The following is a 22436-nucleotide window of genomic DNA, read 5'->3' as shown; positions in this document are numbered from 1 at the left end:
GGTTCCTTGACGGGAGAACGAACGTTCTCTACGTTAGCGGCCGCGTTAGATGACCAGAACTCGGCGCCCGCGCGTGTGACCGGTGCGGCTGTCGATGTGGGCCGCCGCGGCCTCGGCGAGCGTGTACGACTTCTCGATCGGGATGTGGAACTTGCCCCGCGAGATGAGGTCGGCGGCTTCGGCGAGCGCGGCCGGCATGCTCCCGGCCGCGCCGGAGAATCGGACACCGAGCTCCGGCGCAGCGAGATCGGCGATGGAGATCACCTTCTGTGGGTCCCCGGTCAGCTCGACGAGCTCGCGGATTACGCCCGAGCCGGCCAGGTCGAGGGCCGCGTCGACACGGCCGAGCTGCCGCACACGCTCGACCCAGCCCTTGTCGTACGTCGTGGCGAGGGCCCCCAGGCTGCGCAGGTAGTCCTGGTTCGCGGCCCCGGCCGTACCGATGACCGTGATGCCGCGGTCGCGGGCGATCTGCAGCACCGCCGATCCGACTCCGCCGGCCGCGCCGCTGACCAGGAGCGTCTGCCGAGGCCGCACCCCGACCTCGCGGAGGATGCGCAGCGCGGTCTCGACCACGGAGGGGTAGCCTGCCGCCTCTTCGAACGAAAGCCCCTCGGGCATGTGGGCCCAGGCCGACAGCACGGCGAACTCGGCATATGTACTTGCCCCTTCGCCGAAGACGTGGTCGCCGACCGCGATCCCTTCGACGTCCTCGCCGACCTCGTCCACCACCCCGGCGGCGTCCAGTCCGACCCCGGAGGGCAGCTCGATCGGATGAGCCCCCAGGACCTGGCCTTCGCGGATCCTCCAGTCGACGGGGTTCACGCCCGCCGCCCGCACGGCGATGCGTATCTGGCCGGGGCCCGCGTGGGGCTCCTCGGCATCGATGAGTTGCAGAACGTCCGGACCGCCGAACTCGGCGAAGCTCACTTTCTTCATGCGGCCGACCGTAACACTAACGGTTAGTGTTTAGTAACAGTTGCTGTTTTGGATCTGGTAGTGTAAGAGCATGACCGTGCCGACGACCGGACGCCGTGAGCGCAAGAAGGCCGCGACCCGCCAGAGAATCGCTGACACCGCCCTGCGGCTCTTCCTGGAACGCGGGTACGACGCGGTGGGTATCCGGGACGTGGCCTCCGAGGCCGACGTGGCCGTCACCACGCTCTTCTCCCACTTCGCCTCGAAAGAGGCCCTGGTGTTCGAGCGGGACGACGATTTCGAGCAGCGCCTCACGCAGGCAGTTACCGATCGGGCACAGCACGAGTCACTCATCCCTGCATTGCGCCGCGAGATCCACGCCCTGGTGCGCCATTGCACGGCCAACGGCGCCGCCCCGGTCTGGCGCCTGATCGACGAGTCGCCCGCCCTGCGGGAGTACGAGGAATCGATGCGGCTGCGCCACGCGGAGTCGTTGGCAACGGCGCTCGTCGCCGCCCCCGACCTGCGGCAGAGCACGACGGCCTGCCGCACGATCGCGAGGTTCGTGATCGATGCCTATTCACTGGCGCGTGAAGCGGTCGACCCACAGGCCGCGGTGGACGAGATCTTCCACATGATCGAGGCAGCCTGGAATGTCACCTGCCCGTCTGCGAGCGGTCGTCAGGGACCCGACGGGTCGCGGCTACGGGCCTGACAAGGCGTCGCTTACCGCGGCGACGCACGAGGTTGGCGTCGCCGCGGTAAGCGACGATGATCTGCTCGAACTCGTTGGCGGCCTGTGGCGCGGTGGTGACTGCAAGGACCGCCGAGGAAACGCCACGAAGTTGAGACTCCGACGTCCGACCCCACGTGAGACCACGGAAGAAGCTGCAGGCTACGAGGGCGCACTCCGACACCGGCCGCGGGACCCTACAGGAGCCGCCATGCCGGACGCCCGTCCACCCCTGCCGCCGTTCACCCGGGAGACCGCTCTCCTGAAGGTCCAGGCCGCCGAGGACGCCTGGAACACCCGCGACCCGCACAGGGTCGCCCTCGCCCACTCCGAGGACTCGGTCTGGCGCAACCGCGACACCTTCCTCACCGGCCGCGCCGCGATCGTCGCGTTCCTCACCGGCAAGTGGGCCCGCGAGCACGAGTACGCGCTCCGCAAGGACCTCTGGGCGTACGACGGCGATCGCATCGCCGTCCGGTTCCAGTACGAGTCCCGCGACGACGCCGGGCAGTGGTGGCGCTGCTACGGCAACGAACTGTGGGAGTTCGACGAGCGCGGGCTGATGACCCGCCGCGAGGCGAGCATCGACGACGTGCCGATCGAGGAGGCGGACCGCCGCGTCCACGGACCGCGCCCCGAGGCCGAACGAGGGCTGTCCTTCCCGCTTGAGTAGGGTGCGCGGGTGACCGAACAGGACGAACAGCCGCCCTTTCTCTACGTCGTCGTCTGCGCCGCCGGTATCGCCGCGGACGTCGGCAGGCTGATCGCCGCCGCCCGGGACCGGGAGTGGCAGGTGGGCGTCATCGCGACGCCGCACGCCATGAACGGTTTCTTCGACACCGCCGCCGTCGAGGCGCAGACCGGGCGCCCGATCCGCTCGGCCTGGCGTCGCCCCGGTGATCCGCGGCCGTTCCCGGAACCCGACGCGGTCGTCGTCGCCCCGGCCACCTTCAACACCATCAACAAGTGGGCCGCGGGCATCGCCGACACCCTCGCCCTGGGCACCCTGTGCGAGGTCTCGGGACTCGGCGTCCCCGTCGGGGTCCTGCCCTGCGTGAACGAGACCCTCGCGGGCCACCCCGCCTACCAGGACAGTCTGATACGGCTGCGCGGCATGGGCGTCCGGTTCGGGTATCCCCACGACCGGTCCGAGGGTGAGGAGTTCGGGTGGGAGCGGGCGCTGGACCTGATCGAGTGAGCCGGATCGAGCCGGCCGTACGGTGACCGCGCGGCGGCGCCGAAGCGCCGGCTCGGCCCCCGGAACGGTTCCGCCGGGCCGAAGTACGCTCCCCTCCTGTACCCCACACCGATCTCAGGAGCGGCGACGATGCAGTACGTGAAGCTCGGCTCGACGGGTCTGGACGTGTCACGGATCGGTCTGGGCTGTATGACCTACGGACTTCCCGACCGGGGCGCGCACGAGTGGACCCTCGACGAGGAGGCCTCACGTCCGCTCATCCGGCAGGCCCTGGAGGCGGGCGTCACCTTCTTCGACACCGCGAACGTCTACTCCGACGGCACCAGCGAGGAGATCGTCGGCAGGGCGCTGCGCGACTTCGCGCACCGTGACGACATCGTGCTCGCGACGAAGGTGCACGGCCCGATGCGGCCCGGACCCAACGGGGCCGGTCTGTCCCGCAAGGCCGTCCTGTCCGAGATCGACCACAGCCTGAGCCGCCTCGGCACCGACTACGTCGACCTCTACCAGATCCACCGCTTCGACCCGCACACCCCGGTCGAGGAGACGATGGAGGCGCTGCACGACCTGGTGAAGGCGGGCAAGGTCCTCTACATCGGGGCGAGTTCGATGTACGCCTGGCAGTTCTCCAAGATGCAGTACACGGCCGAGCGGCACGGCTGGGCCAGGTTCGTGTCGATGCAGAACCACTACAACCTCCTCTACCGCGAGGAGGAGCGCGAGATGCTGCCCCTGTGCGCGGACCAGGGCGTCGGTGTGCTGCCGTGGAGCCCGCTGGCCCGCGGCCGCCTCACCCGCGACTGGGGCACCGAGACCGGCCGCAGTTCCACGGACGGCTTCGGCAACTCCCTCTACCTGGAGGGCGATCGCGGCACCGTCGAGGCGGTCACCCGTATCGCCGCCGACCGGGGCGTCCCGCGTGCCCAGGTCGCCCTCGCCTGGCTCCTGCACCAGCCGACGGTGACCGCCCCGATCATCGGAGCCGCGAAGTCCCAGCATCTCGAGGACGCGGTGGCGGCCACCGAACTGGTTCTGACCGAAAAGGAGTTGGCGGAACTGGAGGAGCCCTACGCGCCCCACCCGATCGCCGGCCACTGAAACGCGCCCGTCAGGGGCGCGGGGAACTGCGCGCCCGGCTCCCGCGGACCCGCAACCGAGAAGCGGCAGGGCGCGCGGAGCGCTGGTGCGGGCCCTGCGGTACGAACTCGGTACCGCGGGGCCCCGCCCCCTCGCTGACCGCCGGCGGCACCGGGAATGCACGCGGCAATTACCGTCCCGACCCTCCCGAAAGGCACATGAAAGGGGCGTCAAAAGGGACACCGATACAGGGACCACCCCACAGGGCGTTCCGCCGTTGACGTTTGGTCAAAATTATTCGGGTCGCAGGCAATGCATGAAACCGCTGTATCCCTTGTTTCGCCTGGTCCGGCTGTGCAAAGGTGTGCCTTGTCGGCGCACGGACAACGTTTTCTCCACTGTGCGCGCGAGACACCTCCCGTTCACACCCCCCACGCTTCAAAAGAGCCGCCCCCCGCGGACGTCAGAGGTGCCGAACCCTGTGCGAGTCGATCCCGCTTCGTGCGGCGGGATCGCATACCCGATGGTATGTACTTTATGCCGCATGCCCCCGGAAGGAATGCAGACCGTGAATGACGCAGGCCTGTCGAATTCCCCTTCGGCGCGCCGCTTCGACGCGACGGACGAACAGCTGAGCTCCGAACTGAAGAAGTGGACGGGGGCTTCACCCGCACTGCATCCCGTCGGTGAGTTGCTGGACCGCCACTGGGCGGCCGCCTTCGCCTACGCGGGGCTGTGCACCGACGGCGAGCGCGCGGCGGGCATGCTCACCACGGCCGCCTTCACCCGGCTGTTCGGCGAGAGTCTGCGGCAGAACGGGCCGACGGCCGCCTGGCGCCCCCATCTGCTCGTCACCGTGCGCCGCATCGCCGGCGAATGGGACGCCGACGGGCGCCGTGACCTGCTGCACCCGGCGCTGCGCTCCGAGGGCGAGGACCGCGACCGCGCGGCCGCCCGGCTGCTGCCGCCGCTCAACCGGCGCATCCTGTCCCGGGCGTTCCAGCGGCTGCCGCAGTCCGCCCGCTGCCTGCTCTGGCACACCGAGGTCGAGGCCGAGCCGCTGGCGGTCCCGGCCGGACTGCTGGGCCTCGAGGAGGAGGGCGCCCGCGTCGAACTGCGCCGGGCCCGCGAGCGGTTGCGCGAGGAGACCCTCCAGGTACACCGCGAACTCGCCACCGACGACGAGTGCCACCGCTACGACCGGCTGCTGGACGTCACCTGCCGCCGCGGCGGCGCCGACCTCGACCCCGACCTGCGCGCCCACCTGGAGCAGTGCCGGCACTGCTTCCACACCGCCGACCAGTTGCGGCAGTTCGAGGGACTGTTCGGCGCCGCCCTGGCCGAGGGCGTCCTGGGCTGGGCCGCCACGGCCTACCTGGAACTCCGGATGTCCGGTGACGGCGAGCCCGTCGAGCCCCCCGCCGAGCAGCCCCGCGGCTACGCGGGTGAGGCCTTCACCGACGGGACCACCGCCCCCGCGGCGCCCCGCACCGGGGCGGGAGCCGGCGCGACCTCCCGCGCCGGACTGCGGACAGGGGCGATCTCCCGTATCGCGTCGCGGGTCGGCGCGACCTCCCGCACCGGGTCCGTTCCCGGCGACGACTCCCGCCCCGCGTCGAGCCGCTCGGCCCAGAAGGCGGCCCGCCGCGCCCGCCGGCGCAACCTCGCCGCCGCGGTCCTGACCGTGAGCGGGCTGGTGGTTCTTCCGCTCGGCGTATGGGCGGCCGTCGGCTCCGGGGACGGAACCGCCCCGACGGCAGGCAACGAGGCGGCGAAGACCAGGGCCCCGGGGACGGACACCGCCACCTCCGACCCGTCCCTGATCGGGGTCGGCGACGACACCCAGGGCACCCTGCGTGGCCGGCTGCACAACGTGGCCTCCGGGCTGTGCATCGGCATCGTCGGCTCCAAGGCTGTCAACGGCGCCGAGGCCGAACTCGCCACCTGCTCCTCCGTGGCCGGCCAGCAGTGGTCGTACGAACCGGACGGGCTGGTGCGCAGCGCCGCGAACGCCGATCTGTGCCTCGACTCCCACCTCGGCTACTCGGTGCGGCTGGCCCCCTGCGCGGGCGCCTCCCAGCCCAACCCCAAGAACGTGCGGTACGACTTCACCCTCCAGGGCACGCTGGTCCCGCGTTCGGGCCAGAACCTCGCGCTGGCGCCCGCCGCCACCGACGGATCGGGCGCCCTCGTCCTGAAGAACCGGGTGGACAGCGCGGCCCAGCGCTGGGTGATCGACACCTCACAGCCCGACCCGCAGATGCAGTTCGTCAACTGGGGCGCCGACAGCACCGCCTCGGACACCCCGGCGCCGGCCGCCACACCCAAGGCCGCGAAGTCCCCGGCGCCCGCGCCCACGCCGACCCCGTCCACCACTCCGAGCGCCAGCGGCCCGACGAGCTCCTCCTCGGGCTCGAACACCACGCCCTGCTCGTACTACTGCGCGCCGGGCAGCTGGCCGGGCTCGTCCGGCGGCTACGGCGGCTCCGGATACGGGTACGGCGGTTCCGGCTACGGCGGCTACGGCGGCTACGGGGGATACGGCTCCGGACGCCACTGACCTGGACGCCACTGACCTGGACGCCACCGACCAGAGCGGCCGGCGGTCAGCCGCCGACCACCTGGAGCGAGGCCCACAGTGCCACGACGGCCGGGACCAGCGCGGCCGGCACCGTGAGCAGACCCAGCCGGGTGAACTCCCCGAGCCCGACACGCTCCTCCCGCGCCTGCACCACGCGCCGCCACAACAGAGTCGCCAGCGATCCGGCGTACGTCAGGTTCGGGCCGATGTTCACCCCGAGCAGCACGGCGAGCACCGCCCCGGTCCCGGCCGGGGCGGCGAGCGGCACCAGGACCAGCACCGCGGGCAGGTTGTTGATCAGGTTGGCCAGGACGGCGGCCAGCGCGGCGACGGCGAGCAGGGCCGGCAGGCCCGAGCCGTCGGGCAGAACGTGCCGCAGCGCGTCGGCGAGCCCGTTGTCGACGACCGCGCGCACGACGATGCCGAGCGCCAGCACGAACGCCAGGAACCCCGGCGCGGCGGCCCGCACCACGGCGACCGGGGTCACCCGCCGCCGTACCAGCGCGCGCCCGGCCATGACCAGCGCCCCGGCGAAGGCGGCCCACGCCGGTTCGATCCCGACCGCGGACGCCACCACGAATCCGACGAGCGTGCAGCCGACGGTGACCAGCGCGAACAGCGGCAGCTCGGGTGCCGGACCGTCGTCGTCGGTGGGCTCGGCGGCGGGCAGGTCGTCGGCGAAGAAGCGCCGGAAGACCAGGTACTCGGCGCCGACCGCGACCACCCAGGGCAACGCCATCAGCGCGGCGAACCGGGTGAAACTCAGCCCGCTCGCCTCGAACGCCAGCAGGTTGGTGAGGTTGGAGACCGGCAGCAGCAGCGAGGCCGTGTTCGACAGGTGGGCGCACGCGTAGACGTGCGGCCTGGAGCGCACCCCCATCCGGGCGGCGGTGGCGAACACCACCGGTGTCAGCAGCACCACGGTCGCGTCCAGGCTGAGCACGGCCGTGATCACCGAGGCCAGCACGAACACCGCGACCAGCAGCCGCCGGGGGCTCCCCGCCGCCCGGCGGGCCATCCAGGCCCCGCACGCGGTGAAGAGGCCTTCGACGTCGCACAGGTGCGCCAGTACCAGCACCGCAGCGAGGAAGCCGACGACCGGCCCGAGCCGCTCGGCCTCCGCCAGCGCGTGCTCCGGCGAGACGGCCCCGAGGGCGATCACCACTGCGGCGGCGGGGACGGCGACCAGGGCCTCGGACCGCCCCGCGGGGCGCAGCACCGCCCAGCCGAGGGCGGCGGCGAGCAGGACGACGGACAGCGTTTCGGCGAGCGGGGCGTTGATGGGGATCTCCGGGAGCGGGGTACGGCGGTGCCCGCCCATCGAAGTGGTCCGGGTGTTCCTCCATGAAAACACGCGCGGGTAAAACGCCCGCCAAGTGGGCGGAAGGGCGTCTCACTCCTCTTCGGACAGGCTCAGCTCCGCCCAGATCGTCTTGCCCTCGGCGGTGTGCCTGCTGCCCCAGCGCTGGGTCAGCTGGGCGACCAGCAGAAGGCCGCGGCCGCCCTCGTCCCAGGTCTTCGCCCGGCGCAGGTGCGGGGCGGTGTGACTGGTGTCGGACACCTCACAGATCAGTGTCGTCGCGTCGTGGATCAGCCGGAGCCGGATGGGGTGGGAGCCGTACCGGATGGCGTTGGTGACCAGTTCGCTCACCACCAGTTCGGTGGTGAAGGACGCCTCGTTCAGCTCCCAGCGGGTGAGCTGCTCGACCGCCTGTCTGCGGATCGGCGCGACCAGAGCGGGGTCGGCGGGGATGTCCCAGGTGGCCACCTGGGAGGAGGGCAGGCCCCGGGTGCGCGCGAGCAGCAGGGCCACGTCGTCGGCGGCGCCGCCGGGCGGGAGCAGGGTGTGCAGGATCCGGTCGCAGGTCTCGTCCAGGGAGTCCGAGTGGGCCGCCAGCGTCTCGCTCAGCAGCCGGTGACCGGCGTCCACGTCCCGCTCGCGGGACTCGATCAGACCGTCGGTGTAGAAGGCGAGCACACTGCCTTCGGTGAGCTCCAGCTCGGCCGACTCGAACGGCAGCCCGCCCAGGCCCAGCGCGGGACCGGCGGGCAGCTCGACCCGCCGGGACGCGCCGTTCGGCCGGAGCACCACGGGCGGGGGATGCCCGGCCCGCGCCATGGTGCATCGCCGCGACACGGGGTCGTACACCGCGTACAGGCAGGAGGCGCCGACCTCGCCGGGGCTGCCCTCGCCACCGGCCTCCTCCGACAGCCGGACGACCAGATCGTCCAGGTGGGTGAGCAGTTCCTCGGGGGCGAGGTCGATGTCGGCGAGGGTGCGCACGGCGGTGCGCAGTCTGCCCATGGTGGCCGAGGCCTGGATGCCGTGTCCGACGACGTCGCCGACGACCATGGCGACGCGCATCCCGGACAGCGGGATCACGTCGAACCAGTCGCCGCCGACCCCGGCGCGGGCGGCCGGCAGATAGCGGGAGGCGGCATCGACGGCGGCGGTGCGCGGCAGGGTGCGCGGGAGCAGGCTGCGCTGGAGCGCGAGGGCGGTCTCGCGCTCGCGGGAGAACCGGCGGGCGTTGTCGATGCAGACGGCGGCCCGGGCCGTGACCTCCTCGGCCAGCAGCACGTCGTCCGGGGTGAACGGGTCCGGCCGGCGGAACCGGGTGAGGACCGCGACGCCGAGTGTGATGCCGCGGGCCTGGATCGGGACGGACATCGTGGAGTGGATGCCGAGCTCCCGCACGCGGGCGGCGCGTGCCTGGTCCCAGGCGAGCCAGGCGTCCAGACCGCCGCCCGCCAGGGTGGCGATGACGGTGTGCCCGGCGACCAGCGAGTCGGCCTGCGGCGATCCGGCCGGGTACTCCTGCGCCTCGCCGGGCTTGGCCACCGCCTCCGGGCTGCCGGGGTTCACCGAGTGGTGCGCGGCGCGCCGCAGGCTCAGCGGCGGGGCGAAGCGGCTCGGCGGCTCCCCGCCGTCCTGCGGGTCGAGCAGGTCGACGCTGACGAAGTCGCCGAGCGCGGGGACGCATACCTCCGCCAGTTCCTGCGCGGTGCGGATGACGTCGAGGGTGCTGCCGATGCGCACGCTCGCCTCGTTGACCAGCTGGAGCCGTTCGCGGGCGAGGTGGTTCTGGGTGAAGTCGTGGGCTACCAGGCACACCCCCCGCACCCGGCCGTCGGCGTCGGTGACGGGTGCCAGCCGGGCCAGCCAGGCGTGCGCCCGGGTCTCGCCGCCGGAGCGCGCGTACGTCTGCACGTCCTGCGGGCGGCCGCTGGTGAGCACGCGCAGCATGTGCTGTTCGATTTCCGCGCTGTGCGGGCCGCCGCTGATCTCGGCGAGCCGCAGCCCGCGGATGCGCTCCTCCGGCAGCCCGATGACCTCACGCATCGCGTCGTTGATCCGGCGCAGCCGCAGACGTTCGTCGTAGACCGCCATGGCGCAGGGGGACTGGACCAGCCCCGCCGTGGCGAGGAGGTCGTCCGAGGAGCCGGGGCCGCCCCCGGTCAGCGGGGTGACGACGAGCCAGTGCCCCGGATCGCCGGCCCGGGCCGGCGAGTGGTGGGCGAGCAGCCACACCCGGACCGGTCGGCCGTCGCGATGGCGCAAAGTGACCGTCCCGTCCCAGCGTGGTCCGGTGAAGACGGGCTTTCCGTCGGCCAGCAGTTCCGCGGCGGGCCGGCCCATGACATCGGCCGGGGTCCAGCCCAGCAGCGTCCGGGCTCCCTCGTTCCACCCGATGAGCGCGCCGGAGTCGTCGACGACCGCCCGGGCCGTCGCAGCCTCGTCGAACGGATACTCCGGGCTCATCTCGGCACTCCATCGCGGACACTCACAGTGAACAGGCACGTCACCTCCGTTCCAGCCTAGTGTGTCCCGCTCCCGCGTGGACGGGAACCCCCATGGCTCGGTACGACAGCGAGTTCCCGCCGAGGTCAAGGGGTAAAACCGGCCTATCTCGAGTGAGGGCGCCCGAATGCGCCACCGGGACGGGAGGCACCTCCGGGCCCTTGACGGACGGGAGTGGCCCGTCGTCAGATTCTGTTTGTTAACGATCAGTTGTGAGTACTTCTGGTTCCTGATGAGGGAGAGTCGACCATGACGGTCACTCGCAGATCGGTACTTCTCGCCTCCGCGGCCGCACCGGCCGCCGGCGCGCTCCTCGGCACGCCGGTGGCCCAGGCCGCCGGGGCGGCCGTGAGCGCCTCCGGCCGCCGCACGGTCACGCTGCGCGACGGCTGGCGCTTCGCGCTGGTCAACCCGGGCGGGATCACCGACCCGACCGGCCAGTACGCGGACGCCGCCGCCCCCGGCCACGACGACTCGACCTGGCGTGAGGTGGCGGTCCCGCACGACTGGAGCATCGAGCAGACGCCCACCACCCAGAACGGCACGACCAGCGGCACCGGGTTCTTCCCCGGCGGCCTCGGCTGGTACCGCCTCGCCTTCACCCTCCCGCCGGGCCACACGGGGCGGCGGATCTCGGTCGAGTTCGACGGTGTCCACATGGACTCGTACGTCTACTGCAACGGCACCGAGGTCGGGCGCCACCCGTACGGCTACACGGGCTTCGCCTTCGACCTCACCGACCTGCTGCACACCGACGGCACCACCGAGAACGTGATCGCGGTCAAGGTGCAGAACCGGCTCCCGAGCAGCCGCTGGTACTCCGGCAGCGGCATCTACCGCGAGGCCCGTCTCGTCGTCACCGAGCCGGTGCACGTGGCCCGCTGGGGCACGTACGTCACCACCCCCGAGGTCACCGACGAACGGGCCGTCGTCCGGGTCGCGACCACCGTGGCGAACGCGTCCGGCGCGAGCGCGGACGTCGAGGTCGTCTCCCGTGTCGTCACCCCGAACGGCCGCACCGTCGCCCGTACGTCCTCCACGGTCGGCGTCGGCGACCGGGACACCGAGACCCATGAACTCACCGTGACCGATCCGCTGCGGTGGGACTTCGAGACGCCGCACCGCTACACGCTGGAGACCGAGCTGCGCGTCGCGGGCCGGGTCACCGACACCTACCGCACCCCGTTCGGCATCCGCACCTTCCGCTTCGATCCGGAGGAGGGTTTCCACCTCAACGGCGGGTACGCCAAGATCAAGGGCGTCGACCTGCACCACGACCTGGGCGCGCTGGGCGCCGCGCTCAGTGTCGACGCCGTCCGCCGACAGATGACGATCATGAAGTCGATGGGCGTCAACGCCTTCCGTACCTCCCACAACCCGCCGTCGCCCGAGATGATCCGGGTCTGCGAGGAACTGGGCATCGTGATGCTGGTGGAGGCCTTCGACTGCTGGAGGACCGGCAAGACGCGGTACGACTACGGGCGGTTCTTCGACGAGTGGTGCGAGCGGGACGCCACCGAGATGGTGCTCGCGGCCCGCAACTCGCCCGCCGTCCTCCTGTGGTCCATCGGCAACGAGATCCCCGACTCCACCTCCACCGCCGGACTCGCCATGGCGGACCGGATCATCACCGCGATCAGGGCGGCCGACGACACCCGCCCCCTCGTCATCGGCTCGGACAAGTACCGCACCCCGCCCGCCAAGGGCTCCGCCGCCGACCTGATGCTCGCCAGGCTGGACGGCCTCGGCCTGAACTACAACACCGCCAGGTCCGTCGACATCCTGCACACGGCCTACCCGCACCTGTTCCTCTTCGAGTCCGAGTCGTCCTCACAGACCTCGACCCGCGGCACCTACCAGGAGCCGGAGCACCTCAACACCGGCGAGAACCACACACCCGGCCGGCGGGCCACCTCGTCCTACGACAACAACCTCGCCTCCTGGACGATGAGCGGCGAGTACGGCCACAAGAAGGACCGCGACCGGAAGTGGTTCACCGGGCAGTTCCTGTGGTCCGGCATCGACTACATCGGTGAGCCCACCCCGTACAACGTGTTCCCGGTGAAGGCGTCCTTCTTCGGCGCCGTCGACACGGCCGGGTTTCCGAAGGACATGTACCACCTCTTCCGGAGCCAGTGGACCGACGAGCCCATGGTCCATCTGCTGCCGATGACCTGGAACCACGAGGCGGGCGACACGGTCGAGGTGTGGGCGTACTCGAACGTCGACACCGTCGAGCTGTACCTCAACGGGAAATCCCTGGGTGTGCGGAGGTTCGAGACCAAGAGGACCACCGACGGCCGCGCCTACCTGGAGACCACCGAGGCCACCGGCGACGACAAGACCTTCACCACCGGCCCCTACCCCGGCAGTTACACCAGCCCCAACGGCAGCGCGGGCAAACTGCACCTGACATGGCAGGTGCCCTACCGGCCGGGCGAGTTGAAGGCGGTGGCCCGCCGGGGCGGCAGGACGGTCGCCACCGACGTCCTGCGCACGGCCGGCGCCCCGCACGCCGTACGCCTCACCCCGGACCGCAAGTCCCTTCCGGCGGACGGCCGTTCGCTGGTCTTCGTGACCGCCGACGTGATCGACGCGCACGGCACGGTGGTGCCCGACGCCGAACACCTCATCTCCTTCGAGGTGACCGGCGGATCCCTGGCCGGCCTCGACAACGGGCGGGAGGAGAGCGCCGAGCGCTACCAGGCCAGTACCCGCACCGCCTTCCACGGCAAGGCCCTCGCCATCGTGCGCTCCGGTACCGGGGCCGGCGCCCTGAAGGTGACCGCACGGGCGGACGGCCTGCGCAAGGGCACGGCCACCGTACGCACCACGCACGCCCGCTCGGTGGCGACCACTCCGGCCGCCGCCTTCGCCCCCGAGCACCCGGAACCCGTGAGCTACCCGTACGCGGACGCCAGTTACTCCGGCCGCCCGGACACCCTGCCCGCCGCCCTGCTGGACGGCGACCCGGCCACCGGCTGGTCCAACGCCTTCACCAAGGCAGCCACCGCCCTGCTGCCCGCGTTCGGCGGGGCCCGGCCGCGGGACTGGGTCTCCGTGGACTACGGGCGCGTCCGGGACTTCGACCGGGTGGAGGTGTCCTTCACCGTCGACGCCACGCACAGCCTGCCCGCGTCGGTCGAGGCCGAGGTGTGGGACGGCGAGCGCTACCGGCCGGTCACCGGGGCGGCCGTCGCCTGGGCCACCGCCTCGGACACCCCGACGGCTCTCACCTTCGACCCGGTACGCGGCTCCAGGCTGCGGCTGACGCTGATCAGCGGCGCACCGGGCACGGTCCAAGGGGCGGCCCGCATCACCAGGTTCGAGGCCTGAGCGCCTGAGCGGCGGGCCACCGGCGAGTCGCCCCGTCCGGACCGGGCCGAGCCAGGCCTGGTCCGGACCGGGTCGCCCGGCGCGGCGCACCCCGGCCCGGACCGCCCGAGGCCAGGAGAGCCCGGTCCCACCGCCGTCCGAGCCTCACTGCGGCGCGGGCCCCGGAGCCCGGATGCCGCCGCCTCAGCCGGCGTCGGCCGCCTCGAACGTCACCTTCGCCGTGTCCACCGTGCCCGCGCGGCGTCCGGGCGCCCGCTGCCCCGACCAGTACAGATTGGTGTGGGCTATCACCTGCTCGGGGGCGGGAGCGCCGTACCTGCTGAGGTCCTCCGTCACGTGCGCGTCGCCGACCAGTGTCACGTCGTACCCCCGCACGAAGGCGCCGTGCAGGGTCGAGCGGATGCAGGCGTCCGTCTGCGCGCCGGTGACGACTACCCGGCCCACCCCGTGCTCGGCGAGCACCGACTCCAGCTCGGTGCCCTCGAAGGAGTCCTGGTAGTTCTTGTGGACGAGGGGCTCGGCGTCCAGGCGGACCAGTTCCTCGACGTACTCCCAGTCCGCACTGCCCTGTTCGAGGTCCTCGTCGGAGTGCTGCACCCAGATGACCGGCACGTCCTGCGCGCGGGCCGCTCCGAGCAGGGTGTCGATGTTCGCGATCACCTCGTCGCGCCGAGGCACGCCCGCCACCACACCCTTCTGGACGTCGATCACGAGCAGGGCGGTGTTCGGCCGGTCGGGCAGGGTGGTCATGAGGACCTCCGGTTCCTTGTCGTCCGCGTGACGGGTGTTCGGACAGTCCAGATTAGGGCGCCCCACTGACAACGCCTCCGGAAGCCATCTCGTCCGGACCGTTGACGGGGTGTCATGACTCCAACAAGCATGTCCTCCGACCCCGCTCTGGGAGCGCTCCCATGCGATGGCACCCGGATCGCGTACGGAGCGTCCCGCACTCCCCGAGGAGCCTGGACGTGAAACGACGCAGAACCACCCTGCTGTGCCTCGCGGCCCTGCTGGGCGCGGCGCTCACCGCGCTGCCCGCGCAGCAGGCCGGCGCCGACGAGGTGGAACAGGTCAGGAACGGCGGCTTCGGCACGACCGCCGACCCGTGGTGGACCAGCAACGTCACCGCCGGTCTCAGCGACGGCCGGCTGTGCGCGGACGTGCCCGGCGGAACCGTCAACCGCTGGGACTCCGCCGTCGGTCAGGACGCGATCACCCTGGTGAAGGGATCGTCGTACCGGTTCTCCTTCAGCGCCTCCGGAGTGCCCGAGGGGCACGCGGTGCGGGCGGTCGTCGGGCTCGGGGTGTCGCCGTACGACACCTGGTACGAGGCGACGCCGGTGCTGGACGGGTCGGGGGACGCGTACACGTACACGTTCACCTCGCCGGTCGACAGCACCCAGGGGCAGGTCGCCTTCCAGGTCGGAGGCAGCGCCGATCCCTGGCGGTTCTGCCTGGACGACGTGTCGCTGCTGGGCGGGGTGCCGCCGGAGGTGTACCGGCCCGACACCGGACCACGCGTGCGCGTGAACCAGGTCGCGTATCTGCCCGCCGGACCGAAGAACGCCACTCTGGTCACCGATGCCACCGCGAAACTGCCCTGGCGGTTGAAGAACGGCGCCGGGAAGACGGTCGCACACGGCTGGAGCGTGCCGCGCGGCACCGACGCCTCCTCCGGACAGAACGTCCACTCCATCGACTTCGGCGGCTACCGCACACGCGGGACGGGCTTCACGCTGGTCGCCGACGGCGAGACCAGCCGCCCCTTCGACATCGGCACCGCCGCCTACGAGCGGCTGCGCCTGGACGCGGTGAAGTACTACTACACGCAGCGCAGCGGCATCGCGATACGGGACGACCTGCGGCCCGGTTACGGCAGGGCGGCCGGTCATGTGGACGTGGCCCCCAACCGGGGCGACTCCGCGGTGCCCTGTCAGCCCGGGGTGTGCGACTACACCCTCGACGTCACCGGCGGCTGGTACGACGCGGGCGACCACGGCAAGTACGTCGTCAACGGCGGCATCGCGACCTGGGAGCTGCTGAGCACCTACGAACGTTCCCTGCTGGCCCGTACCGGCGACCCGGCCGGCCTGGGAGACGGCACGCTCGCGATCCCCGAGAGCGGCAACAGGGTGCCGGACATCCTCGACGAGGCCCGCTGGGAGCTCGACTTCCTGTTGAGGATGCAGGTGCCGGACGGGCAGCCGCTCGCCGGCATGGCCCACCACAAGATCCACGACGAGCGGTGGACCGGCCTGCCGCTGCTGCCGGGCGACGACCCGCAGAAGCGCGAACTGCACCCGCCGACCACCACCGCGACCCTCAACCTGGCCGCCACGGCCGCCCAGGCGGCCCGTCTGTACCGGCCCTACGACAAGGCCTTCGCGGCAAAGGCGCTGGCGGCCGCGCGCAAGGCCTTCGCGGCGGCTCTCGCGCATCCGCAGGTGTACGCCGACCCGAACGACGGCACCGGTGGCGGCGCCTACAACGACGAGGACGCGACCGACGAGTTCTACTGGGCGGCCGCCGAGCTGTATCTGAGCACGGGGGAGAAGCAGTTCGCCGACCGGGTGCTGAACTCCCCGGCACACACCGCCGACATCTTCGTCCCCAACGGCTTCGACTGGTCCCGCACGGCCGCCGCGGGCCGCCTCGACCTCGCCACCGTCCCCAACCGGCTGCCCGGCCGCGACAAGGTCCGCGGGTCGGTCGTGCGGGGCGCCGACACCTACCTCGCCACGCTGGCCGCGCAGCCGTACGGCATGCCCTACGCCCCCGACGGCAACCGCTACGACTGGGGCTCCAGCCACCAGGTCCTCAACAACGCCGTGGTCATCGCCACCGCCTACGACCTCACCGGCGCCTCGAAGTACCGGGCCGGGGCCGTCCAGAGCATGGACTACGTCCTCGGGCGCAACGCGCTCAACGTCTCGTACGTCACCGGCTACGGCGAGGTGAACTCCCATCACCAGCACAGCCGCTGGTACGCGCACGAGCTGGACCCGAACCTGCCGGACCCGCCGCCGGGGACCCTCGCGGGCGGGGCGAACTCGGGCATCCAGGACCCCTATGCGCAGGGCAAGCTCCAGGGCTGCGTGGGCCAGTTCTGCTACATCGACGACATCCAGTCCTGGTCGACGAACGAGACCGCGATCAACTGGAACGCGGCGCTGGCCCGGCTGGCCGACTTCGTGGCGGACCAGGGACAGCGCACCAGCGGGGGCGGGCCAGGGGCGCGGTAACGGATACGGCAGGTCGGGGTCGGCTGCTCTCCGATCAGGAGCGGGCAGGCCCTGACACCCTGCGGTACCGCGTGGTCATCCGTTTGACCTGGGGATATTTACGAGTAAGTACCCGCGCGGTACCGTGCAGGGCATGCCAGCCCTCAATGTGGAATTCAGCGATCGCGAGCTGGAGGACCTGCGGCAGATCGCCAAGGAACGCGGTACGTCGATGAAGGCACTCGTGCGGGAGGCGGCCGCGGCCGACATCGCACGGCACCGGGCGCTCCAGGAGGGCGCGGAGGCCTTCCGCAGGTTCTTCGCGTCCCACGCGGACGAGTTCGCCGCGGCCTTCCCCGACGACGAACTCTCCGTGCAGGGCGAGGGGCGGGTCGCCTGACCGATGACATCCGTCATCCATATCGACGTGCCCTGGCTGCTCCAGCGCCACGAAGAGGTTCTCCCCGAGCAGCCCACCGTCAACGACTTCTCGGCGCTGGTCGCCGCCGTGGCCCGGCACCGGGTCGATCCGCCCAAGCTCGGCGTGGACTCCGACCCGGCCTGGCGGGCCGCCGCACTGCTGCACACCCTCACCCTGCTCAAGCCCCTGCCCGCGGCCAACGCCCGCTTCGCCTGCGCGACGGCGGTGGCGTACATGTTCACCAGCGGGGTGGGCATCGACCCGCCGTACGGCGCGCTCGTCGACCTCGCCAGGGATCTGCTCGACGGCAAGACGGACGTCTATGGCGCGGCGGACCGGCTGCGGTCGTGGCAGATATAGGCGGGTGCAAAGGGTTCAGGGCCGCCGGCCGAGGGCGGGAGGAACAAGGCCGGCGGCCGTTTCGCGCAGGAGAGCCGCCGTCCTGCGCGGGGCCTCCGAGGAAGTGGCCGGTTCCAGCCAACTGCGTCGGCCGGTGTGCCGGGAGCGTGTACGGCGCACCGCCGTGTGCGCGTGTTTCACACGGGGCGCGAGGGCGGTATTCGGCCGGACGGCCGTAGGCCCTCGAAAGGCGCTGTCGAAATGCGCGAGGCCCGATGTGAGCCCGTTTCGCCTATCGACTTTTCATCAACAAAGCACGGCTGCAGCCCTCGCCTTGTTGTGCGTGACTCAGTTGTGCAAAGGTGAGCCACCCGTGCGGGGGGTCATGGCCGGGTCCCCGGCGTTCGTCGGCGGAGGCGAATTCGCGCTCCCTGCCGCACCGAACAGGTACGTACCAAAGGAACTCGCTCAGTGCCCACCCCCCAGCCTCCTCGTCCGCCCTACCCTCCGCCCGGCGGAGGTCCCGGAGAATCCGACGAGTCGCTCGCCGCGGGGATACGTGGCGGCGCGGACAGTGAGGTCGCCCAGTCCACCGCCCTGCTGATCGCACGGCACTGGCGACCGGTGCACGAGTACGCGGTGATCTGCCTCGCCTCCGCCGGGAGCGTCGCGTCCATGGTCACCGCGGCCGCCTTCCACCAGGTCCTCGACCGGCTCAAACTGGGCGAACCGGGGACCGCGCTGCGGCCCCGGCTGCTGGTGACGGTGCGGGACACGGCCCGGCTGTGGTCCGCCGACGAGGGACTGTCCGGCGTCCTGCCGGTGCTGCGCAAGCCGGCCGGCGCCCGTGGGATGCGGGCCGCGAAATCCCTGATACCTGACAACCGGGTGCTGGCGGAACGCTCGTTCCAGGGCCTGCCCCCGGTCGCCCGCTGCGTCCTGTGGCACGTGGAGGTCGAGGCCGAGGACGTCACCGTCGCCGCCGGTCTGCTCGGTATGGACACCGAGACCGTGTCCAGCGCCCTGGAGCAGGCCCGGGACAAGCTCCGCGAGGGTGTCGTGCGCGCCCACCGGGACCTCGCGCCGAGCAAGGACTGCCGCTTCTACAACCGGCTCCTCGACGTCCCCATCCGCCGCGGCGGCGACCTCCTGCCCGACGTGCGGCGGCACCTGGACGAGTGCCGTTACTGCCGTGCCGCCGCCGAACAGCTCGGCCACTTCGAGAACGGCCTCGGTGTGTTGCTCGCCGAGGCGGTGCTCGGCTGGGGCGCCCGCCGCTACCACGACACCCGCCCGGGCCGCGCCAAGCAGCAGACGGTGCGGCTCAAGGGCTCCGCTCGGCACCGGGGCGGCGGCGGGTCGCGCGGCCGGGGCGGCAACCTGCTCTCCCGCATCCCCTCGCCGCGCCGGCGGGCGTCGGGCGAGCCCCGCTCGCCGCGCGCGCTGTTCACCGGCGTAGGCCTGGCCTCGGCGGGGCTGCTGACCACGCTGCTCGCCGCCGGCATGTGGTCGGACGACGGCGGTGCCGATCCGGCCGCCTCCACCAGCGGCAGCGTCCCCGGCATCGACTCGCAGGCCGCCAGCGCCTCGCCCACGGCTCCCGACACCGCCCAACTGCCCACCGCGCCCCGGCAGACGAGGCTGCGCAACGCCGCCGCCGACCTCTGCCTGGACATCCGGGGCGAGGCGAAGGCGGGCGCCGCCGTCGAACTGCAGGACTGCTCCTCCGACGTGACCCAGCAGTGGTCGTACGACGACGACGGGCAGGTGCGCAGCGTGGCCCAGTCCGGCCTGTGCGTGGACTCCCACGCGGACGCCGGGGTGGTCATCCTCGGCGCGTGCGCGGACACCACCGAAGCCCGCGCGGACGACGTGCGCTACGACCTCACCGTGCAGGGCGAGTTGCTGCCCCGCTGGGACGACGCGCTCGCCCTCGCGCCGGCTGGCGAGCAACCCGGCGCCGACCTGGTCGTCAGGGTCCGTGACCACTCCACCGGCCAGCGCTGGCTCACCGACGTCACCTCCGCCACCCCCGGTTCCCTCGCGGTCACCGGCACGGACGCGCCTCCGTCGGCCCAGCCGGTCAACCTGGCGGACGGCACCGCCTGACGGACGAGCGACCCGGCCCAGGGCCGGCGCCGACGGACGGCCGCTGCGCGGCTGCGTGGCGCCGGAGGGCCCGGCCCCCACTCGGCACGCACGCGTGGCTGCGATGGGCGGTCGCGTGCGGCGGCGAGGGATCCGGCCCGCGCTCGCACGCACGCGTGCTGCGATGGGCGGTCGCGTGCGGCGGCGAAGGACCCGACCCGGGTCGGACGACCCGGTCCCGGTCGGGACGCGGGAGGTGGGGACCGGTAGCCACGTACGGCGCCGGAGGTCCCGGGTCTCGGTCGGTACGCGCGTGTGTGGCCGTGGTCGGTGGCCGCGTGCGGCGCCGGAGGTCCCGGGTCTCGGTCGGTACGCGCGTGTGTGGCCGTGGTCGGTGGCCGCGTACGGCGTCGGAGGCCCGACCCCCGGGTGGCACACGCGTGTGTGGCTGTGGTCGGTGGCCGCGTGTATCGCCGGTCAGGACGCCCGTGCGGGGGTGCCGCACGGCCGCCGTCAGCCGGCGTTCTCGGTGAGGTCCGACAGGCCCACGGTCGCGGGGCTCGCGTGGCCCGAGAGTGCCAGGGTGAGGTCGAACTCGGCGAGCAGACAGCGGATCACGTGCTCGACTCCCGGCTGCCCGTCCAGCGCGAGGCCGTAGACGTAGGGGCGGCCCAGCAGCACCGCCCGTGCGCCGAGGGCGAGCGCCTTGAAGACGTCGTCGCCGGTGCGCACCCCGCTGTCGAACAGCACCGTCAGGCGGTCACCGACCGCACGCGCCACCCCGGGCAGCGCGTCGGCTGCCGCGACCGACCCGGCGACCTGACGGCCCCCGTGGTTGGAGACCACCACGCCGTCCATCCCGGCGTCGGCGGCCAGCCGGGCGTCGTCGGGGTGCAGAACACCCTTGAGGACGATGGGCCCGTCCCAGTTCTCCCGCAGGAACGCCAGGTCCGGCCAGGTCTTGCCGGGGTCCGCGAAAAGGCTGACGAAGTGCAGGACGGCCGCGTTCGGGTCCTCGTGCACCGGCTTGGCCAGGCCCGCCAGGAACGCCGGGTCGGTGAAGTGGTTGGCGGTGCCCACGCCGTGCAGGAAGGGCAGATACGCCTGGTCGAGGTCGCGGGGCCGCCATGCGAGCAGCGGGGTGTCCAGGGTGACGACGAGCACCGTGAACCCGCTCGTCCGCGCCCGCCGCAGGAAGCTGCGGGTCACCTCACGGTCCTTGGACCAGTACAGCTGGAACCAGCGCTCGGCGTCCCCCATCGCCTCGGCCACCTGCTCGATCGGCGTGCTGGAAGCCGACGACAGGATGTACGGCACCCCCTGGGCCGCCGCCGCCCGGGCCGCCGCGGACTCGGCCTCCGGATGCATGATCGACAGCACGCCGACGGGTGCGAGGGCGAGCGGCGCGGGCAGGGCGCGACCCAGCACCTCCACCGACAGGTCCCGCTCGTGCACGTCGCGCAGCATGCGCGGCACGATCCGGCGGCGCTCCAGAGCCGCCCGGTTCGCCCGCGCCGTGCTGCCGTCCCCCGCGCTGCCCGCCACATAGCCGACCGGCCCCGGCCCGAGGCGCTGCTCGGTGAGTTCCTCGAGCCGGGTCAGATCGGTGGGCAGGCGGGGGACCGCGCCGGTCATCCCGTTGAGATAGATCTCGTACTGGAAGTCCGCCCAGTGCTTCGCCATCCGTACGTCCCGCCTTTCGCCGTCCCTTGGTCGAGCGTGCGTCGCCGTCGCAGGGCGACCATACCGGCGGGTAGGTGGGGACGGTCCGGTGGATCGTGTTCAGCGGATCGGTCTTCACCGGATCGGTGTTCAGCCGTCGACGGCCGACGGCCGACGGCCGACGGCCGACGGGGACGGTACGGCGGCGGCTTCGCCGGCCTGCGCGCCGGACCGGTGATCGGCGGCACCGGCACCTCCACGGTCCGGGCCGGCCGGGCTCCCTCGACCCCGTATACCAGGCCCCTGCAACGGGCGGTCGGCGGTGGATCGCGGGGTGGCGCGGCACAGGGAACGGCTGTCCCGTCACCGGATGGGTGATCTGGGCGGATGCCGTCCTGAAGGGGATGCGCCGAACGTACGGCGTGGCACAGGACCCCGGCTGGAGGACGAATCATCCTTCTTTCACGTCGGGAATGGACGAATCCGCCGCCTCCTCCGGGTCGGGGTCCGTGTCCGGCCCCTGGGCCCGCACCCGCTGAACGTGTTCGAGGGAGTCCCGCAGCTCGCCGAGCCAGTCGTCGGTGTGGCGCTGCACCAGTCGGACGCACCAGGCGAGCGCGTCGCTGCGGCTGCGGGCCACCCCCGCGGCGATCAGGGTGTCGAGGACCTGGCGCTCGGGCTGCCGCAGCCGGGTCATGACGGGCGCGGCCACGTGGGTGAACAGCGCACGCTCTCCGTCGCACAGCACACCCCAGGACACCTTCCGCCGGAAGTGGTGCTCGGCGTCGCGGGCCACGGCCATCCGGGTCTCCCGGGTGCGCTCCCTGAACTCCTGGATCCGGGCGGTGACGGCGGCCTCCCGCTCGGCGGCCGGGGCGCCCTCGGCCAGCCGGGGAGGAGCGACGCGGCCGACCACGGTGATCTCCTCGCGGTCGACGGTCACCTCGGCGAGTTCCTCGAAGAGGTCGTCGGGCAGTCGACACGCGAACCAGCCCCTCAGCTTCTCTGTCTGCTCGGTCGTAATCATGTAATGACGATTACTCCGCAGGTACATGAACGC

General features: G+C 72.1%; 16 protein-coding genes. 10 read left to right on the top strand and 6 right to left on the bottom strand.

Translation table 11 applies throughout. The features are described from left to right. Window positions 1-45 precede the first annotated feature (45 nt). Window positions 46-939 (bottom strand): NADP-dependent oxidoreductase, encoded by an 894-nt coding sequence (locus tag ACFWBB_RS31730; protein ID WP_385279195.1) that lies wholly within the window; start codon window positions 937-939, stop codon window positions 46-48. A gap of 70 nt (window positions 940-1009) precedes the next feature. Here ACFWBB_RS31730 and ACFWBB_RS31725 point away from each other — a divergent pair, with 70 nt between their 5' ends. The 5 genes from ACFWBB_RS31725 (at window position 1010) to ACFWBB_RS31705 (ending at window position 6486) form a co-directional block, all read left to right on the top strand. Continuing rightward, window positions 1010-1633, top strand: coding sequence for a TetR/AcrR family transcriptional regulator (locus tag ACFWBB_RS31725; RefSeq protein ID WP_385279193.1), 624 nt, complete (start codon window positions 1010-1012; stop codon window positions 1631-1633). A 229-nt stretch (window positions 1634-1862) separates the two neighbouring features. After that, window positions 1863-2324 (top strand): nuclear transport factor 2 family protein, encoded by a 462-nt coding sequence (locus ACFWBB_RS31720; protein WP_385279191.1) that lies wholly within the window; start codon window positions 1863-1865, stop codon window positions 2322-2324. A 9-nt stretch (window positions 2325-2333) separates the two neighbouring features. Further along, window positions 2334-2849 (top strand): flavoprotein, encoded by a 516-nt coding sequence (locus tag ACFWBB_RS31715; protein ID WP_385279189.1) that lies wholly within the window; start codon window positions 2334-2336, stop codon window positions 2847-2849. A 129-nt stretch (window positions 2850-2978) separates the two neighbouring features. Then, the gene (locus ACFWBB_RS31710) at window positions 2979-3947 is read left to right on the top strand and encodes an aldo/keto reductase (RefSeq protein WP_385279187.1); all 969 of its coding nucleotides are present in this window, start codon (window positions 2979-2981) and stop codon (window positions 3945-3947) included. Window positions 3948-4485: 538 nt separating this feature from the next. Continuing rightward, on the top strand, window positions 4486-6486 hold the full coding sequence (locus tag ACFWBB_RS31705; RefSeq protein WP_385279213.1) for an RICIN domain-containing protein: 2001 nt from the start codon (window positions 4486-4488) through the stop codon (window positions 6484-6486). A gap of 46 nt (window positions 6487-6532) precedes the next feature. On the opposite strand, the gene ACFWBB_RS31700 is transcribed toward ACFWBB_RS31705, so the two are convergent. Both ACFWBB_RS31700 and ACFWBB_RS31695 read right to left on the bottom strand, forming a co-directional pair. After that, a complete protein-coding gene (locus ACFWBB_RS31700; protein ID WP_385279185.1) occupies window positions 6533-7828 on the bottom strand; it encodes an arsenic transporter in 1296 nt (431 codons plus the stop codon). A gap of 72 nt (window positions 7829-7900) precedes the next feature. Further along, the gene (locus tag ACFWBB_RS31695; protein WP_385279183.1) at window positions 7901-10270 is read right to left on the bottom strand and encodes a SpoIIE family protein phosphatase; all 2370 of its coding nucleotides are present in this window, start codon (window positions 10268-10270) and stop codon (window positions 7901-7903) included. A gap of 288 nt (window positions 10271-10558) precedes the next feature. On the opposite strand from ACFWBB_RS31695, the gene ACFWBB_RS31690 reads away from it, so the two are divergent. After that, window positions 10559-13645, top strand: a complete 3087-nt coding sequence (locus ACFWBB_RS31690; protein ID WP_385279181.1) for a glycoside hydrolase family 2 TIM barrel-domain containing protein — start codon at window positions 10559-10561, stop codon at window positions 13643-13645. 183 nt (window positions 13646-13828) lie between these two features. Here the strand turns inward: ACFWBB_RS31690 and ACFWBB_RS31685 are convergent, their stop codons facing one another. Next, window positions 13829-14395, bottom strand: coding sequence for an isochorismatase family protein (locus ACFWBB_RS31685; protein WP_385279179.1), 567 nt, complete (start codon window positions 14393-14395; stop codon window positions 13829-13831). 218 nt (window positions 14396-14613) lie between these two features. Here ACFWBB_RS31685 and ACFWBB_RS31680 point away from each other — a divergent pair, with 218 nt between their 5' ends. The 4 genes from ACFWBB_RS31680 to ACFWBB_RS31665 all read left to right on the top strand — a co-directional run bounded on the left by ACFWBB_RS31680 (window position 14614) and on the right by ACFWBB_RS31665 (window position 19735). Then, on the top strand, window positions 14614-16887 hold the full coding sequence (locus ACFWBB_RS31680) for a glycoside hydrolase family 9 protein (protein ID WP_385279177.1): 2274 nt from the start codon (window positions 14614-14616) through the stop codon (window positions 16885-16887). Between the two features lie 133 nt (window positions 16888-17020). After that, window positions 17021-17266 (top strand): hypothetical protein, encoded by a 246-nt coding sequence (locus ACFWBB_RS31675; RefSeq protein WP_328477119.1) that lies wholly within the window; start codon window positions 17021-17023, stop codon window positions 17264-17266. A gap of 3 nt (window positions 17267-17269) precedes the next feature. Beyond that, window positions 17270-17647 carry a toxin Doc gene (locus ACFWBB_RS31670; RefSeq protein WP_385279175.1) on the top strand — a complete coding sequence of 126 codons (378 nt, stop codon included), beginning with the start codon at window positions 17270-17272 and terminating at the stop codon, window positions 17645-17647. A gap of 450 nt (window positions 17648-18097) precedes the next feature. Then, a complete protein-coding gene (locus ACFWBB_RS31665; RefSeq protein WP_385279173.1) occupies window positions 18098-19735 on the top strand; it encodes a ricin-type beta-trefoil lectin domain protein in 1638 nt (545 codons plus the stop codon). A gap of 492 nt (window positions 19736-20227) precedes the next feature. On the opposite strand, the gene ACFWBB_RS31660 is transcribed toward ACFWBB_RS31665, so the two are convergent. Both ACFWBB_RS31660 and ACFWBB_RS31655 read right to left on the bottom strand, forming a co-directional pair. Further along, window positions 20228-21397, bottom strand: a complete 1170-nt coding sequence (locus ACFWBB_RS31660; protein WP_385279171.1) for a lactate 2-monooxygenase — start codon at window positions 21395-21397, stop codon at window positions 20228-20230. 430 nt (window positions 21398-21827) lie between these two features. After that, window positions 21828-22403, bottom strand: coding sequence for a hypothetical protein (locus ACFWBB_RS31655; RefSeq protein WP_385279169.1), 576 nt, complete (start codon window positions 22401-22403; stop codon window positions 21828-21830). Window positions 22404-22436: the final 33 nt, after the last annotated feature.

This window comes from Streptomyces sp. NPDC060000 (genome assembly GCF_042737375.1).
Taxonomy (GTDB): domain Bacteria; phylum Actinomycetota; class Actinomycetes; order Streptomycetales; family Streptomycetaceae; genus Streptomyces.
This window is presented reverse-complemented; position numbering and strand designations above follow the sequence as displayed.